The sequence below is a fragment of the Burkholderia sp. LS-044 genome (assembly GCF_004803625.1).
Lineage (GTDB): Bacteria > Pseudomonadota > Gammaproteobacteria > Burkholderiales > Burkholderiaceae > Burkholderia > Burkholderia cepacia.
In genome coordinates, this window is sequence record NZ_SSWO01000022.1 from 1 (window position 1) to 16406 (window position 16406).

A 16406-nucleotide genomic window follows, 5' to 3' on the forward strand; every position below is an offset into this window, starting at 1 on the left:
ATAGCGAGTCGGTCCCACCCCTTCCCATCCCGAACAGGACCGTGAAACGACTCTACGCCGATGATAGTGCGGATTCCCGTGTGAAAGTAGGTAATCGTCAGGCTCCCTAAGCCAGAAACCCCCGCCCAAAAGGCGGGGGTTTTTGCATTCCAGCGACGGAAATGCGCGAGTGATCGGGATCTGTGGCCAGGCCGCTGCTCGAGCTGGGGCCGGGGGTGCCGATTCTCCAGGATTGCCTCTGCGAGACTGACGCAAAAGGCGATCAGACCGACCGATCGGGTTGGCCTTGCACCGCTAGCTGGCGCCGGCCAAGACCTACCATCCAAACATCCCTCCACTTGCTGTTCACAGAGAGGAGATCGGATCGAGTCGCGACTCCGCCGCATTTCTGACCACTTCTCGCCGCAGATTCGTGCGTTGCTGGTTACGACCTGGAGTAGCATGGCGCTGCTGCGCGAACGCCGGTTATTGTGCGCGGTTCCTCGGCGTATTGAGCACTTCTCCGCCCACAATCGTCGTTGCCATTTCGTATCAGAGGGTCGCGCCTGGCGGTTCCCGACATGAGCCATCAGGGTGACCTGGGCAACGAGTGGCGCAAATCCGCCGTTTGGCGTCCTTTTGCCGAAAGCTCCAGGCGACTGCTGCCAATCGAGCGCACAAAGTCGGATTTTGCCAAAAATGACATCTCGTAGTGATCTTGGATTGTTTGTTTCTCAACTCGTCGCATCTTCTCTCAAATCGACCCGTTCAAAAAATTGACGCTTCCGGCGTGCCACACGGAAGTCGTTGACGCATAGCGCGAACCGGACATACGCAAATTCCTCAACCAGATGCCATCAGAAATTCGCGCCGGTTCTTTTGATGAGCACTGGCTGCCCGTCCCGAAACACGTAGACTTCTTCGATGAGCGAATAGGCGGCGCCGCCAAAGCAGTCCCGCCTTTCACCTATCGACGTGAAGGGCGTGCCCCCGCATCGACGTCAGTCGATCACGCCCTGCATGCGGTATCCGGATCGGTGCGGAGCTATTGCCCGGCGTAAACCGGCGCGTCGTATTCAGGCCTTGATCCCCGGTCGACGCGAGAAATGCCGGGCAGCTCGCAGCGGTCGTGGAAGTGTGGAGGTCGTGGGCCTGCTTTCCCGCGTCTTCGGATGAATGCGATGCGGAAAACGCGCCGGCGCCGAATCCTGCCCAGGTATCGGTGTTCAGCTGCACGAGGCGAACATCGTACGTGCATGGGGGGGCTCGTGTATTTGCCGCGATAGGTCGGCCAGATGCCGACGTTGGTCGGTTCGCACGGCGGCGAAGTGCAGTTGGCCGTGCACTGCAGAACGTCCGCAGAGATTGCAGGGACAAACCAGCGTGGCAGCTCCCGGCACGGCCGTATGTCGTCGCCAAGAAATGGCTGCAATGTGTCGATGCGGGCTGGGCTGCAGGATTCGCCTGTCGACGCGTCATCACCGGCGCCGGCGGCCATGGCGTGCATGGTGCATCGTTGATCAGCCATGCATGGGCGACCGCATCCTGACTCCACGAGGGTCCCCGGCCTACCCGACGTATACCGTACTTAGGCCCCCGGCATTGCGCGCGGGCTTCAACCTGTCGTATGCAACGAGCGGCGCGGCTGCTGCCGGGCATCCGGGGCATGGCTATCAGCTAGCGCCTTCTAACGGATCCAGGTGATCGTGCTCGGGCGACACGGGCGTCTGCCGGCCCGGCGGCATGTGCGATCAAAACCATGAAGGCCGGAAAAGAGCAAGCAGACGCATGAAGATACGAATCAGGGCGGGCAGGTGGCCCGGGACGCCATTGCTCCTGTCGCTGATGTTGGCAAAGTCTAGCGCCGCCATCACGATTTCTCGTTGGAAGCGTTGCTCAAGCTCATGATGCGATTGCTGGAAAGCGTTCGAAAGTCGTGTCACGTCAATCGCTGGCCGGTCGGGCCAGGCAACCCGAGAAACCAGCTATGGACTCCCAGGAGGTATCTAAAACAGATCATGGCATCCGCCCGGCACGAAATTTGCGGAAATTTTGCATCTACCCGCTTGGCAGAGTGCTCAAGAGATCGTATGATGGCGGTCTTTCGTTTTCGGCGCAGATGCAGATCGACGCTGAAAGCGGAGTCTGACGAAGATGTGGCACTGATCGGTAGCACCCATGCTTGCCTTAGCCGGGCAAGGGCGGGAGATCGGTGGTCAGGCAGGTATCGGGAAGGGAGTAAAAATAATCTTCCGGATGTGCTTGACAGGGGTGCGATGTACCCCCATAATCGTCAGTTCTCTACGGAGGGGTGCCCGAGTGGCTAAAGGGGGCAGACTGTAAATCTGTTGGCTTACGCCTACGTTGGTTCGAATCCAACCTCCTCCACCAAGATATCAGCGCAGTGAGCGGTAAGGAATCGTTTGTGGCCCGTGCGGGTGTAGCTCAATGGTAGAGCAGAAGCCTTCCAAGCTTACGACGAGGGTTCGATTCCCTTCACCCGCTCCAGACCGCGAAGTTGAAGCGTAAAGCGCCCATGTGGCTCAGTGGTAGAGCACTCCCTTGGTAAGGGAGAGGTCGGCAGTTCGATCCTGCCCATGGGCACCAGCAGTAAAAAGTCAGTGTCTTGTTGTTTGCGCGCGGCGCAACCTGTGAAATTCCTTTTGGGAGTTGAAAATGGCCAAGGAAAAGTTTGAGCGGACCAAGCCGCACGTGAACGTTGGTACGATTGGTCACGTTGACCACGGCAAGACGACGCTGACGGCAGCGATCACGACGGTTCTGACGAAGAAGTTCGGCGGCGAAGCGAAGGCGTACGACCAGATCGACGCGGCACCGGAAGAAAAGGCGCGCGGCATCACGATCAACACGGCACACGTCGAGTACGAAACGGCTAACCGCCACTACGCACACGTCGACTGCCCGGGCCACGCTGACTATGTGAAGAACATGATCACGGGCGCAGCGCAGATGGACGGCGCGATCCTGGTTTGCTCGGCAGCAGACGGCCCGATGCCGCAAACGCGTGAGCACATCCTGCTGGCGCGTCAGGTTGGCGTTCCGTACATCATCGTGTTCCTGAACAAGTGCGACATGGTGGACGACGCTGAACTGCTCGAGCTGGTCGAGATGGAAGTTCGCGAACTCCTGTCGAAGTACGACTTCCCGGGTGACGACACGCCGATCGTGAAGGGTTCGGCAAAGCTGGCGCTGGAAGGCGACACGGGCGAGCTGGGCGAAGTGGCGATCATGAGCCTGGCAGACGCGCTGGACACGTACATCCCGACGCCGGAGCGTGCAGTTGACGGCGCGTTCCTGATGCCGGTGGAAGACGTGTTCTCGATCTCGGGCCGTGGTACGGTGGTGACGGGTCGTGTCGAGCGCGGCATCGTGAAGGTCGGCGAAGAAATCGAAATCGTCGGTATCAAGCCGACGGTGAAGACGACCTGCACGGGCGTTGAAATGTTCCGCAAGCTGCTGGACCAAGGTCAGGCAGGCGACAACGTCGGTATCCTGCTGCGCGGCACGAAGCGTGAAGACGTGGAGCGTGGCCAGGTTCTGGCGAAGCCGGGTTCGATCACGCCGCACACGCACTTCACGGCTGAAGTGTACGTGCTGAGCAAGGACGAAGGCGGCCGTCACACGCCGTTCTTCAACAACTACCGTCCGCAGTTCTACTTCCGTACGACGGACGTGACGGGCTCGATCGAGCTGCCGAAGGACAAGGAAATGGTGATGCCGGGCGACAACGTGTCGATCACGGTGAAGCTGATTGCACCGATCGCGATGGAAGAAGGTCTGCGCTTCGCAATCCGCGAAGGTGGCCGTACGGTCGGCGCCGGCGTCGTTGCCAAGATCATCGAGTAAGCCAGTTATTCGTTGATCGACAGTTTTGGGGCTGGCAACAGCCAGCCCCAGTATGGTTTAGGGGTATAGCTCAACTGGCAGAGCGTCGGTCTCCAAAACCGAAGGTTGGGGGTTCGATTCCCTCTGCCCCTGCCAAAAAATAGCCACGTGTTCTACGTGGCATTTGTTTTAAGGTGTTATGGCGAATCCATCCGTCGAAACTGTAAATACCTCCGGCGATAAGCTGATGCTGGCCCTGGGCGTATTGTTGGTCTTGGCCGGATTCGTGGGCTTCTTCTGGCTGGCCAATCAGCAGTGGTATGTCCGCGGTGCCGCGTTGGCGGTAGGGATCATCGCCGGCGTGGCCGTCGGGCTGATGTCCGCCCCTGGCAAGAGCCTCATCGCCTTTGCCAAGGATTCGTACAAGGAAGTCCGGAAGGTCGTTTGGCCCACCCGCAAAGAAGCAACGCAAACCACACTCGTCGTGTTCGGTTTCGTGCTCGTGATGGCGATTTTCCTCTGGTTGAGTGACAAATCGATCGAATGGGTGATTTTCTCGGCGATTCTGGGTTGGAAATGATATGAGCGATACTCCGGCATCCCCGAGCGGAAAGCGTTGGTACGTCGTGCACGCCTACTCCGGTATGGAGAAGAGCGTGCAACGTGCGCTTCAGGAGCGCATCGAACGTGCTGGCATGCAGGACAAATTCGGTCAGATCCTGGTTCCGACCGAAGAAGTGGTCGAAGTCAAAGGCGGCCACAAGGCAGTAACCGAGCGTCGATTTTTCCCCGGCTACGTGCTGGTGGAGATGGAGATGACGGACGAAACGTGGCACCTCGTGAAGAACACTGCGAAGGTTACCGGTTTCGTCGGCGGTGCACGTAACCGCCCGACCCCGATTTCCCCGAAGGAAGTCGAGAAGATCATGTCGCAGATGCAGGAAGGCGTCGAGAAGCCGCGCCCGAAGACCCTGTTCGAAGTCGGCGAGATGGTGCGTGTCAAGGAAGGCCCATTCACGGACTTCAACGGCACCGTCGAAGAAGTCAACTACGAAAAATCGCGCGTGCGTGTGTCGGTCACCATCTTTGGCCGATCCACTCCGGTCGAACTCGAGTTCGGCCAGGTCGAAAAAGTTTGATCCCGATTCGGTGGGCAGCCTCGGCTGCCCACCTTCGCGCTTACGGCCCGCGTCATGGCCGTTGAGGAGCGTCAGTAGCCAGAGGCGAAAGCGCGTTATCACTCACCGAACGCCCTTCCGGCGTTCCAATGAGGTTCACAAATGGCAAAGAAGATTATCGGCTTTATCAAGCTGCAGATCCCTGCAGGTAAAGCCAACCCGTCGCCGCCGGTCGGTCCGGCACTGGGCCAGCGCGGCCTGAACATCATGGAGTTCTGCAAGGCGTTCAACGCGCAGACTCAAGGCATGGAGCCGGGTCTGCCGGTGCCGGTGGTCATCACGGCATTCGCTGACAAGAGCTTCACGTTCGTGATGAAGACGCCGCCGGCGACCGTCCTGATCAAGAAGGCGGCGAAGGTGGACAAGGGCTCGAGCAAGCCGCACACCGACAAGGTCGGTTCGATCACGCGCGCTCAAGCCGAAGAAATCGCGAAGACCAAGATGCCGGACCTTACGGCAGCTGATCTGGACGCAGCCGTTCGCACCATCGCTGGTAGCGCACGCTCGATGGGCATCACTGTGGAGGGCGTGTAAATGGCTAAGATCTCCAAGCGCCGTCAGGCATTTGCCGCCAAGGTTGATCGTCAGAAGCTGTACGCGATCGAAGACGCACTGAGCCTCGTGAAGGAATGCGCGAGCGCGAAGTTCGACGAGTCGATCGACGTCGCAGTCCAGCTCGGCATCGATGCGAAGAAGTCGGACCAGGTCGTTCGCGGTTCGGTCGTTCTGCCGGCAGGTACGGGCAAGTCGGTTCGCGTTGCAGTGTTCGCGCAAGGCGAGAAGGCTGAGCAAGCTCGTGCAGCAGGCGCGGAAATCGTCGGTATGGAAGACCTGGCTGAGCAGATCAAGGCTGGCCAGATGGACTTCGACATCGTGATCGCTTCGCCGGACACGATGCGTATCGTCGGTACGCTGGGTCAGATCCTCGGCCCGCGCGGCCTGATGCCGAACCCGAAGGTCGGTACGGTCACGCCGGACGTGGCAACCGCCGTCAAGAACGCGAAGGCTGGTCAGGTGCAATTCCGTGTCGACAAGGCCGGTATCATCCACGCGACCATCGGCCGTGCATCGTTCGAGCCGACCGCACTGCGTTCGAACCTGTCGGCGCTGATCGAAGCGCTGCAGAAGGCAAAGCCGGCAACGAGCAAGGGCGTCTACCTGCGCAAGATCGCACTGTCGAGCACGATGGGCGTCGGCGTGCGTGTCGACCAGGCTACGCTGGCAGCACAGTAAGCAAGATTTCGGGCCGCTTCGTTCGCGAAGCGGCCTACATGGGCTTTGGGCGGTTGTTCGTGCAGGCAGGGCGGGCAACCGGTTATCAAAGACCGTTGGTGGGGCGCAGCAGTCAGGTGATCCCTTAATTCAAGCCAACGCAGATGGCGAACCCGAAAAAGTTTTGCAGTGGTGAAGCCGCAGGCCGTGAAGCGATTCGCGGCATGAGGTGGAAATACTCCTAACGAGGTCGGACGCCGTTGTTGAACGAGGTACGTGAGGTTTCGTGCCGAACGTATCGTTTCTGGAGGCTAACCGTGCCGCTTAATAGAGAAGACAAGCAAGCCGTCGTCGCTGAGGTTTCCGCGCAAGTCGCGAAGGCCCAGACCGTTGTGCTGGCTGAGTATCGTGGAATTGCGGTTGGCGATCTGACCAAGCTGCGCGCGCAAGCGCGTGAGCAACAGGTTTACCTGCGCGTGTTGAAGAACACGCTGGCGCGCCGCGCCGTTGAAGGTACGCCGTTTGCTCCGCTGGCAGAGCAGATGACTGGCCCGTTGATCTACGGCATCTCGGAAGATGCAATTGCTGCTGCTAAGGTCGTCAACGACTTCAGCAAGAGCAATGACAAGTTGGTCATCAAGGCTGGTTCGTTCGATGGCAAGGTGATGGACAAGGCTGGCGTGCAAGCGCTGGCAAGCATCCCGAGCCGCGAAGAACTGCTCTCGAAGCTGCTGTTCGTTATGCAATCGCCTGTTTCGGGCTTCGCGCGTGCCCTGGCCGCGCTGGCAGAGAAGAAGCAAGCGGAAGCTGCGTAATCGAACGTGCATCAGCGTCATTGATCGCTGGCTGTATCCGAATTCAATTTAGGAGTATTTCAAATGGCAATCGCAAAAGAAGACATCCTGGCAGCAGTCGAAGGGATGACCGTTCTGGAACTGAACGAACTGGTCAAGGCATTCGAAGAGAAGTTTGGCGTGTCGGCAGCTGCAGTGGCAGTCGCTGGCCCGGCAGGCGGCGGCGCTGCTGCTGCTGCAGAAGAGAAGACCGAATTCACGGTCGTTCTGGCTGAAGCAGGCAGCAACAAGGTTGCAGTCATCAAGGCAGTTCGCGAACTGACGGGCCTGGGCCTGAAGGAAGCGAAGGACGTCGTTGACGGCGCACCGAAGGCTGTCAAGGAAGGCGTCGACAAGGCTGCTGCTGAAGAAGCCAAGAAGAAGCTGGAAGAAGCTGGCGCGAAGGTCGAAGTCAAGTAAGTTTCGGCGCGCTGTGCGAAGGCTGGCGGTATTTTCACCGCCGGCCTTTTTGTGCTTTGTGGGGACGTTATTCTGGCACTCATTCGGGAGCCCGAATAATCGGCCCCAGAAGCCAAAGAAAACCGCCTGATCGTTGTGATTGGTCACGAATGGCGGTTCTCTTTGTCTTCTGAAGCGACTGCAGAAGGCAAGTTTGGTCGGGTAGCGGGCAACACAGGCATCCGCTGCCGTCAGCCAGCGGTTGGTAGCGGCCAACCACCAAGCTTCTCGGCTCGTTCAAGCCGTCGGACGGCCATCGGGTCTCAGTCGGTGAACACTCGGGTTTGAAACGTCCAGGTATTCCGCCTCGATAGCACCCGCCGTGATTCGGAGATCGTATGCAATATTCCTTCACCGAGAAGAAGCGCATTCGCAAGAGTTTCGCGAAGCGCCCCATCGTTCACCAAGTTCCTTTCTTGCTGGCTACCCAGCTTGAATCATTCAGCACGTTTCTGCAAGCCGATGTGCCGGCCACGCAACGCAAGCCTGAAGGTTTGCAGGCCGCGTTCACATCGGTATTTCCCATTGTTTCGCACAACGGCTTCGCGCGCCTCGAGTTCGTGAGCTACGCGTTGTCCGCGCCGGCATTCAACATCAAGGAATGCCAGCAGCGCGGCCTGACGTACTGCTCCGCGCTGCGCGCGAAGGTCCGCCTTGTCATCCTCGACAAGGAATCGCCGAACAAGCCGGTCGTCAAGGAAGTGAAAGAGCAGGAAGTGTACATGGGCGAAATTCCGCTCATGACGCCGACGGGCTCGTTCGTCATCAACGGCACCGAGCGTGTCATCGTCTCGCAGCTGCACCGTTCGCCGGGCGTGTTCTTCGAACACGACAAGGGCAAGACGCACAGCTCGGGCAAGCTGCTGTTCTCGGCACGGATCATTCCGTACCGCGGCTCGTGGCTCGACTTCGAATTCGATCCGAAGGACATCCTGTACTTCCGCGTCGACCGTCGCCGCAAGATGCCGGTCACGATCCTGCTGAAGGCCATCGGCCTGACGCCGGAACAGATCCTCGCGAACTTCTTCGTGTTCGACAACTTCACGCTGATGGACGAAGGCGCACAACTCGAGTTCGTGCCCGAGCGCCTGCGTGGTGAAGTCGCGCGTTTCGACATCACGGATCGTGATGGCAAGGTCATCGTCCAGAAGGACAAGCGGATCAACGCGAAGCACATTCGCGATCTTGAAGCCGCGAAGACCAAGTTCATCTCGGTGCCGGAAGACTATCTGCTCGGCCGCGTGCTGGCGAAGAACGTCGTCGACGGCGACACCGGCGAAGTGATCGCGAGCGCGAACGACGAAGTCACGGAAAGCGTGCTCGAGAAGCTGCGCGAAGCGGGCATCAAAGACATCCAGACGCTCTACACGAACGACCTGGACCAGGGCCCGTACATTTCGTCGACGCTGCGTGTCGACGAAACGACCGACAAGACGGCCGCGCGCATCGCGATCTACCGCATGATGCGTCCGGGCGAGCCGCCGACCGAAGAAGCGGTCGAGGCCCTGTTCAATCGTCTGTTCTACAGCGAAGAAGCGTACGACCTGTCGAAGGTCGGCCGCATGAAGTTCAACCGCCGCGTCAGCCGTGACGAGATCACCGGCCCGATGACGCTGCAGGACGACGACATCCTCGCGACGATCAAGATCCTCGTCGAACTGCGCAACGGCAAGGGCGAAGTGGACGACATCGACCACCTCGGCAACCGTCGCGTGCGTTGCGTCGGCGAACTGGCGGAAAACCAGTTCCGCGCCGGTCTCGTGCGTGTCGAGCGCGCGGTCAAGGAACGCCTCGGCCAGGCCGAAAGCGAAAACCTGATGCCGCACGACCTGATCAACTCGAAGCCGATTTCGTCGGCGATCCGCGAGTTCTTCGGTTCGTCGCAGCTGTCGCAGTTCATGGACCAGACCAACCCGCTGTCGGAAATCACGCACAAGCGCCGTGTTTCCGCACTGGGCCCGGGCGGTCTGACGCGCGAACGCGCAGGCTTCGAAGTTCGTGACGTGCACCCGACCCACTATGGCCGCGTGTGCCCGATCGAAACGCCGGAAGGTCCGAACATCGGTCTGATCAACTCGCTCGCACTGTACGCGCACCTGAACGAGTACGGCTTCCTCGAGACGCCGTACCGCAAGGTCGTGGACAGCAAGGTGACCGACCAGATCGACTACCTGTCGGCGATCGAGGAAGGCCGCTACATGATCGCTCAGGCGAACGCCGCGATCGACGAGAACGGTACGCTGATCGACGAACTCGTGTCGTCGCGTGAAGCCGGCGAAACGATGATGGTCACGCCGGACCGTATCCAGTACATGGACGTCGCGCCGTCGCAGATCGTGTCGGTTGCAGCCTCGCTGATTCCGTTCCTCGAGCACGACGATGCGAACCGTGCACTGATGGGTTCGAACATGCAGCGTCAGGCCGTGCCGTGTCTGCGTCCGGAAAAGCCGGTCGTCGGGACGGGTATCGAGCGCACCTGCGCGGTCGACTCGGGTACGACGGTTCAGGCGTTCCGCGGCGGCGTCGTCGACTATGTCGACGCAGGCCGTATCGTGATTCGCGTGAACGACGACGAAGCGGTCGCAGGTGAAGTCGGTGTCGACATCTACAACCTGATCAAGTACACGCGTTCGAACCAGAACACGAACATCAACCAGCGTCCGATCGTGAAGATGGGCGACAAGGTCTCGCGCGGCGACGTGCTGGCCGACGGCGCCTCGACGGACCTGGGCGAGCTCGCGCTCGGCCAGAACATGCTGATCGCGTTCATGCCGTGGAACGGCTACAACTTCGAAGACTCGATCCTGATCTCGGAGAAGGTGGTTGCGGACGATCGCTACACGTCGATCCACATCGAAGAGCTGAACGTCGTTGCACGCGACACGAAGCTCGGGCCGGAAGAAATCACGCGCGACATCTCGAACCTGGCGGAAGTCCAGCTCGGCCGTCTCGACGAATCGGGCATCGTGTACATCGGTGCTGAAGTCGAAGCAGGCGACGTGCTGGTCGGCAAGGTCACGCCGAAGGGCGAGACCCAGCTGACGCCGGAAGAGAAGCTGCTGCGCGCGATCTTCGGCGAGAAGGCTTCGGACGTGAAGGACACGTCGCTGCGTGTGCCGTCGGGCATGAGCGGTACCGTGATCGACGTCCAGGTGTTCACGCGTGAAGGCATCCAGCGCGACAAGCGTGCGCAACAGATCATCGACGACGAACTGAAGCGCTACCGTCTCGACCTGAACGACCAGCTGCGCATCGTGGAAGGCGACGCGTTCCAGCGTCTCGCACGCATGCTGGTGGGCAAGGTCGCGAACGGCGGTCCGAAGAAGCTCGCGAAGGGCACGAAGATCGACCAGGCTTACCTGGAAGACCTCGACCACTACCACTGGTTCGACATCCGCCTCGCGGACGACGAAGCAGCGGCATCGCTCGAAGCGATCAAGAACTCGATCGAAGAGAAGCGTCACCAGTTCGACCTCGCGTTCGAAGAGAAGCGCAAGAAGCTCACGCAAGGCGACGAACTGCCGCCGGGCGTGCTGAAGATGGTCAAGGTGTACCTCGCGGTGAAGCGCCGTCTGCAGCCTGGCGACAAGATGGCAGGCCGTCACGGTAACAAGGGTGTCGTGTCGAAGATCGTCCCGATCGAAGACATGCCGTACATGGCCGACGGCCGTCCGGCAGACGTCGTGCTGAACCCGCTGGGCGTTCCGTCGCGGATGAACGTGGGTCAGGTTCTGGAAGTGCACCTCGGCTGGGCTGCGAAGGGCCTCGGCTGGCGTATCGGCGAAATGCTGCAGCGTCAGGCGAAGATCGAGGAACTGCGCGTGTTCCTGACGAAGATCTACAACGAGTCGGGCCGCCAGGAAGACCTGGAAAGCTTCACCGACGACGAGATCCTCGAACTCGCGAAGAACCTGCGCGAAGGCGTGCCGTTCGCGACGCCGGTGTTCGACGGTGCGACCGAGGAAGAAATGGGCAAGATGCTCGACCTCGCGTTCCCGGACGACATCGCTGAACAGCTCGGCATGAACCCGTCGAAGAACCAGGTCCGTCTGTACGACGGCCGCACGGGTGAAATGTTCGAACGTCGCGTGACGCTGGGCTACATGCACTACCTGAAGCTGCACCACTTGGTCGACGACAAGATGCACGCGCGTTCGACCGGCCCGTACTCGCTCGTCACGCAGCAGCCGCTGGGTGGTAAGGCGCAGTTCGGTGGCCAGCGTTTCGGTGAAATGGAAGTGTGGGCGCTCGAAGCGTACGGCGCGTCCTACGTGCTGCAGGAAATGCTGACGGTGAAGTCGGACGACGTGACCGGCCGGACGAAGGTGTACGAAAACCTCGTCAAGGGCGACCACGTGATCGATGCAGGCATGCCGGAATCCTTCAACGTGCTCGTGAAGGAAATCCGCTCGCTCGGTATCGATATCGATCTCGACCGCAATTAATCGGACTACGGAGAGAAAGCAATGAAAGCTCTGCTCGATCTATTCAAGCAAGTCCAACAGGAAGAAGTTTTCGACGCGATCAAGATCGGTCTGGCTTCGCCTGACAAGATCCGTTCGTGGTCGTTCGGCGAAGTGAAGAAGCCGGAGACCATCAACTACCGTACGTTCAAGCCGGAACGCGATGGTCTCTTCTGCGCGAAGATCTTCGGGCCGATCAAGGACTACGAGTGCCTGTGCGGCAAGTACAAGCGCCTGAAGCACCGCGGCGTGATCTGCGAGAAGTGCGGCGTCGAAGTGACGCTGGCGAAGGTGCGTCGCGAACGGATGGGCCACATCGAACTGGCCTCGCCGGTCGCGCACATCTGGTTCCTGAAGTCGCTGCCGTCGCGTCTGGGCATGGTGCTCGACATGACGCTGCGCGACATCGAACGCGTGCTGTACTTCGAAGCGTACGTGGTGATCGAACCGGGCATGACGCCGCTGAAGGCGCGGCAGATCATGACCGAAGAGGATTACTACAACAAGGTCGAGGAATACGGCGACGAATTCCGTGCCGAAATGGGCGCGGAAGGCGTGCGTGAACTGCTGCGCGCGATCAACATCGACGAGCAGGTCGAGACGCTGCGCACCGAGCTGAAGAACACCGGCTCGGAAGCGAAGATCAAGAAGTATGCGAAGCGCCTGAAGGTCCTCGAGGCATTCCAGCGCTCGGGCATCAAGCCCGAGTGGATGATCCTCGAAGTGCTGCCGGTGCTGCCGCCGGAACTGCGTCCGCTCGTGCCGCTGGACGGCGGCCGTTTCGCGACGTCGGACCTGAACGACCTGTACCGCCGCGTGATCAACCGTAACAACCGGTTGAAGCGCCTGCTCGAGCTGAAGGCACCTGAAATCATCGTCCGCAACGAAAAGCGGATGCTGCAGGAAGCCGTCGACTCGCTGCTCGACAACGGCCGTCGCGGCAAGGCGATGACGGGTGCGAACAAGCGTCCGCTGAAGTCGCTCGCCGACATGATCAAGGGTAAGGGCGGTCGTTTCCGTCAGAACCTGCTGGGCAAGCGCGTCGACTACTCGGGCCGTTCGGTCATCGTGGTCGGCCCGACGCTGAAGCTGCACCAGTGCGGTCTGCCGAAGCTGATGGCGCTCGAGCTGTTCAAGCCGTTCATCTTCAACAAGCTGGAAGTGATGGGCGTCGCGACGACCATCAAGGCTGCGAAGAAGGAAGTCGAGAACCAGACGCCGGTGGTGTGGGACATCCTCGAAGAGGTGATCCGCGAGCACCCGGTGATGCTGAACCGTGCGCCGACGCTGCACCGTCTCGGTATCCAGGCGTTCGAGCCGGTGCTGATCGAAGGCAAGGCAATTCAGCTGCACCCGCTCGTCTGCGCGGCGTTCAACGCCGACTTCGACGGTGACCAGATGGCCGTTCACGTGCCGCTGTCGCTCGAAGCGCAGATGGAAGCGCGTACGCTGATGCTGGCGTCGAACAACGTGCTGTTCCCGGCCAACGGCGATCCGTCGATCGTGCCGTCGCAGGATATCGTGCTGGGTCTGTACTACGCGACCCGCGAAGCGGTCAACGGCAAGGGCGAAGGCCTGTCGTTCACGGGCGTGTCGGAAGTGATCCGCGCGTACGAGAACAAGGAAGTCGAGCTCGCATCGCGCGTCAACGTGCGGATCACCGAAATGGTCCACAACGAGGACACGTCGGAAGGCGCGCCGCCGTTCGTGCCGAAGATCTCGCTGTACGCGACGACCGTCGGCCGCGCGATCCTGTCGGAGATCCTGCCGCACGGTCTGCCGTTCTCGGTGCTGAACAAGCCGCTGAAGAAGAAGGAAATCTCGCGCCTGATCAACACGGCGTTCCGCAAGTGCGGTCTGCGCGCGACGGTGGTGTTTGCCGACCAGCTGATGCAGTCGGGTTTCCGTCTCGCGACGCGCGCCGGCATTTCGATCTGCGTGGACGACATGCTCGTGCCGCCGCAGAAGGAAACGATCGTCGGCGACGCCGCGAAGAAGGTGAAGGAGTACGACCGCCAGTACATGTCGGGTCTCGTCACCGCGCAGGAACGCTACAACAACGTGGTCGACATCTGGTCGGCAACGTCGGAAGCGGTCGGCAAGGCGATGATGGAGCAGCTGTCGACGGAGCCGGTGACGGACCGCGACGGCAACGAGACGCGCCAGGAGTCGTTCAACTCGATCTACATGATGGCCGACTCGGGCGCCCGGGGTTCGGCGGTTCAGATTCGTCAGCTGGCCGGTATGCGTGGCCTGATGGCGAAGCCGGACGGCTCGATTATCGAGACGCCGATTACCGCGAACTTCCGCGAAGGTCTGAACGTGTTGCAGTACTTCATCTCGACCCACGGTGCACGTAAGGGTCTGGCTGATACGGCACTGAAGACCGCGAACTCGGGTTACCTGACGCGTCGTCTCGTCGACGTCACGCAGGATCTGGTCGTCGTGGAAGACGATTGCGGCACGTCGAACGGCGTGGCGATGAAGGCACTCGTCGAAGGCGGTGAAGTCGTCGAGGCGCTGCGCGACCGTATCCTCGGCCGCGTTGCGGTTGCGGACGTCGTGAACCCGGAAACGCAGGAAACGGTGTACGAATCGGGCACGCTGCTCGATGAAACGGCGGTCGAGGAAATCGAACGCCTCGGCATCGACGAAGTGCGCGTGCGCACGCCGCTGACCTGCGAAACGCGCTACGGTCTGTGTGCGTCGTGTTACGGCCGTGACCTCGGCCGCGGCTCGCTCGTGAACGTCGGCGAAGCAGTCGGTGTGATCGCGGCACAGTCGATCGGTGAACCGGGCACGCAGCTGACGATGCGTACGTTCCACATCGGTGGTGCGGCATCGCGTGCGGCAGTGGCTTCGTCGGTCGAAGCGAAGAGCAACGGTATCGTCCGCTTCACGGCGACGATGCGTTACGTCACGAACGCGAAGGGCGAGCAGATCGTCATTTCCCGTTCGGGCGAAGCGATGATCACCGACGATTTCGGTCGCGAGCGCGAGCGTCACAAAGTGCCGTACGGCGCGACGCTGCTGCAGCTCGACGGCGCGACGATCAAGGCAGGCACGCAGCTCGCCACGTGGGATCCGCTGACGCGTCCGATCATCACCGAGTACGGTGGTACGGTGAAGTTCGAGAACGTCGAGGAAGGCGTGACCGTCGCGAAGCAGATCGACGACGTGACCGGCCTGTCGACGCTGGTGGTGATCGACGTGAAGCGCCGTGGTTCGCAGGCTTCGAAGAGCGTGCGTCCGCAGGTCAAGCTGCTCGATGCGAACGGCGACGAAGTGAAGATTCCGGGCACGGAGCACGCGGTGCAGATCGGCTTCCAGGTCGGCGCACTGATCACCGTGAAGGATGGTCAGCAAGTGCAGGTCGGTGAAGTGCTCGCACGTATCCCGACGGAAGCGCAGAAGACGCGTGACATTACCGGCGGTCTGCCGCGGGTGGCGGAACTGTTCGAAGCGCGTTCGCCGAAGGATGCCGGCATTCTCGCGGAAGTCACCGGTACGACGTCGTTCGGTAAGGACACGAAGGGCAAGCAGCGTCTCGTCATCACGGATCTCGAGGGCAACCAGCACGAGTTCCTGATCGCGAAGGAAAAGCAGGTTCTGGTTCACGATGCCCAGGTCGTCAACAAGGGCGAAATGATCGTGGACGGTCCGGCCGATCCGCACGACATCCTGCGTCTGCAGGGTATCGAGGCGCTGTCGCGCTACATCGTCGACGAAGTGCAGGACGTGTATCGTCTGCAGGGCGTGAAGATCAACGACAAGCACATCGAGGTGATCGTTCGCCAGATGCTGCGTCGTGTGCAGATCACCGACAACGGCGATACGCGCTTCATCCCGGGCGAACAGGTCGAGCGTTCCGACATGCTGGACGAGAACGATCGCATGATCGCCGAGGACAAGCGTCCGGCTTCGTACGACAACGTGCTGCTCGGTATCACGAAGGCATCGCTGTCGACCGACTCGTTCATCTCCGCGGCATCGTTCCAGGAAACGACCCGCGTGCTGACCGAAGCGGCGATCATGGGCAAGCGCGACGATCTGCGCGGCCTGAAGGAAAACGTGATCGTCGGCCGCCTGATTCCGGCCGGTACGGGTCTCGCGTTCCACAAGGCACGCAAGGCGAAGGAATCGTCGGATCGCGAGCGTTTCGACCAGATCGCAGCGGAAGAGGCGTTCGATTTCGGCACGCCGAGCACGCCTGCTGCGGAAGAGCCGCAACAGCACCCGGCAGCCGAGTAAGCGCGGGCGGCGCGAGCCGCCTTGCCTCACCACGCTGTCACCGAGACCGCCCGGTTTTGCCGGGCGGTTTTTTTTCATCTGTCGTTCGCGTGCATGACGCGCCTGTGCCGTGCCGGCCTCGCTTGCTCGCGACGGACGTGCGGCCTGACTGCAAGCGCCACCGAAGCCGTTGCAATCACTTGCGG

Annotated in this window: 9 protein-coding genes, 4 tRNA genes and 1 rRNA gene; all 14 read left to right on the forward strand. The window is 60.7% G+C overall.

The features are described from left to right. Window positions 1–103 (forward strand): 5S ribosomal RNA (gene rrf, locus E9536_RS35935); the annotation flags it as partial. A gap of 2181 nt (window positions 104–2284) precedes the next feature. Beyond that, window positions 2285–2370 (forward strand) — tRNA-Tyr (locus E9536_RS35940). 43 nt (window positions 2371–2413) lie between these two features. After that, window positions 2414–2487 (forward strand) — tRNA-Gly (locus tag E9536_RS35945). Between the two features lie 24 nt (window positions 2488–2511). Continuing rightward, a tRNA-Thr gene (locus E9536_RS35950) sits at window positions 2512–2586 on the forward strand. A 69-nt stretch (window positions 2587–2655) separates the two neighbouring features. Beyond that, entirely contained in the window at window positions 2656–3846 is a 1191-nt protein-coding gene (tuf, locus tag E9536_RS35955) for an elongation factor Tu (RefSeq protein WP_006482910.1), read from the forward strand. A gap of 59 nt (window positions 3847–3905) precedes the next feature. Then, window positions 3906–3981: transfer RNA gene (locus E9536_RS35960), tRNA-Trp, on the forward strand. A 43-nt stretch (window positions 3982–4024) separates the two neighbouring features. Further along, the gene (secE, locus tag E9536_RS35965; protein WP_006482892.1) at window positions 4025–4405 is read left to right on the forward strand and encodes a preprotein translocase subunit SecE; all 381 of its coding nucleotides are present in this window, start codon (window positions 4025–4027) and stop codon (window positions 4403–4405) included. Between the two features lies 1 nt (window position 4406). Then, on the forward strand, window positions 4407–4964 hold the full coding sequence (nusG, locus tag E9536_RS35970) for a transcription termination/antitermination protein NusG (RefSeq protein WP_006400672.1): 558 nt from the start codon (window positions 4407–4409) through the stop codon (window positions 4962–4964). A gap of 141 nt (window positions 4965–5105) precedes the next feature. Continuing rightward, on the forward strand, window positions 5106–5537 hold the full coding sequence (gene rplK / locus E9536_RS35975; protein ID WP_006477201.1) for a 50S ribosomal protein L11: 432 nt from the start codon (window positions 5106–5108) through the stop codon (window positions 5535–5537). Then, complete coding sequence (gene rplA / locus E9536_RS35980) at window positions 5538–6236, forward strand: 50S ribosomal protein L1 (protein WP_006482906.1); 699 nt, start codon at window positions 5538–5540, stop codon at window positions 6234–6236. It begins immediately after the preceding gene. Window positions 6237–6532: 296 nt separating this feature from the next. Further along, on the forward strand, window positions 6533–7030 hold the full coding sequence (gene rplJ, locus E9536_RS35985; protein ID WP_027788582.1) for a 50S ribosomal protein L10: 498 nt from the start codon (window positions 6533–6535) through the stop codon (window positions 7028–7030). A 63-nt stretch (window positions 7031–7093) separates the two neighbouring features. After that, complete coding sequence (gene rplL, locus E9536_RS35990; RefSeq protein WP_021161757.1) at window positions 7094–7468, forward strand: 50S ribosomal protein L7/L12; 375 nt, start codon at window positions 7094–7096, stop codon at window positions 7466–7468. A gap of 377 nt (window positions 7469–7845) precedes the next feature. Beyond that, window positions 7846–11952 carry a DNA-directed RNA polymerase subunit beta gene (gene rpoB / locus E9536_RS35995; protein WP_027788581.1) on the forward strand — a complete coding sequence of 1369 codons (4107 nt, stop codon included), beginning with the start codon at window positions 7846–7848 and terminating at the stop codon, window positions 11950–11952. A gap of 21 nt (window positions 11953–11973) precedes the next feature. Beyond that, entirely contained in the window at window positions 11974–16221 is a 4248-nt protein-coding gene (rpoC, locus tag E9536_RS36000; protein ID WP_021161759.1) for a DNA-directed RNA polymerase subunit beta', read from the forward strand. Window positions 16222–16406 lie beyond the last annotated feature (185 nt).

Coding starts and splice junctions, on each gene's coding strand:
- tuf (WP_006482910.1), top strand. CDS start 2,656: ATGGCCAAGGAAAAGTTTGAGCGGACCAAGCCGCACGTGAACGTTGGT.
- secE (WP_006482892.1), top strand. CDS start 4,025: ATGGCGAATCCATCCGTCGAAACTGTAAATACCTCCGGCGATAAGCTG.
- nusG (WP_006400672.1), top strand. CDS start 4,407: ATGAGCGATACTCCGGCATCCCCGAGCGGAAAGCGTTGGTACGTCGTG.
- rplK (WP_006477201.1), top strand. CDS start 5,106: ATGGCAAAGAAGATTATCGGCTTTATCAAGCTGCAGATCCCTGCAGGT.
- rplA (WP_006482906.1), top strand. CDS start 5,538: ATGGCTAAGATCTCCAAGCGCCGTCAGGCATTTGCCGCCAAGGTTGAT.
- rplL (WP_021161757.1), top strand. CDS start 7,094: ATGGCAATCGCAAAAGAAGACATCCTGGCAGCAGTCGAAGGGATGACC.
- rpoB (WP_027788581.1), top strand. CDS start 7,846: ATGCAATATTCCTTCACCGAGAAGAAGCGCATTCGCAAGAGTTTCGCG.
- rpoC (WP_021161759.1), top strand. CDS start 11,974: ATGAAAGCTCTGCTCGATCTATTCAAGCAAGTCCAACAGGAAGAAGTT.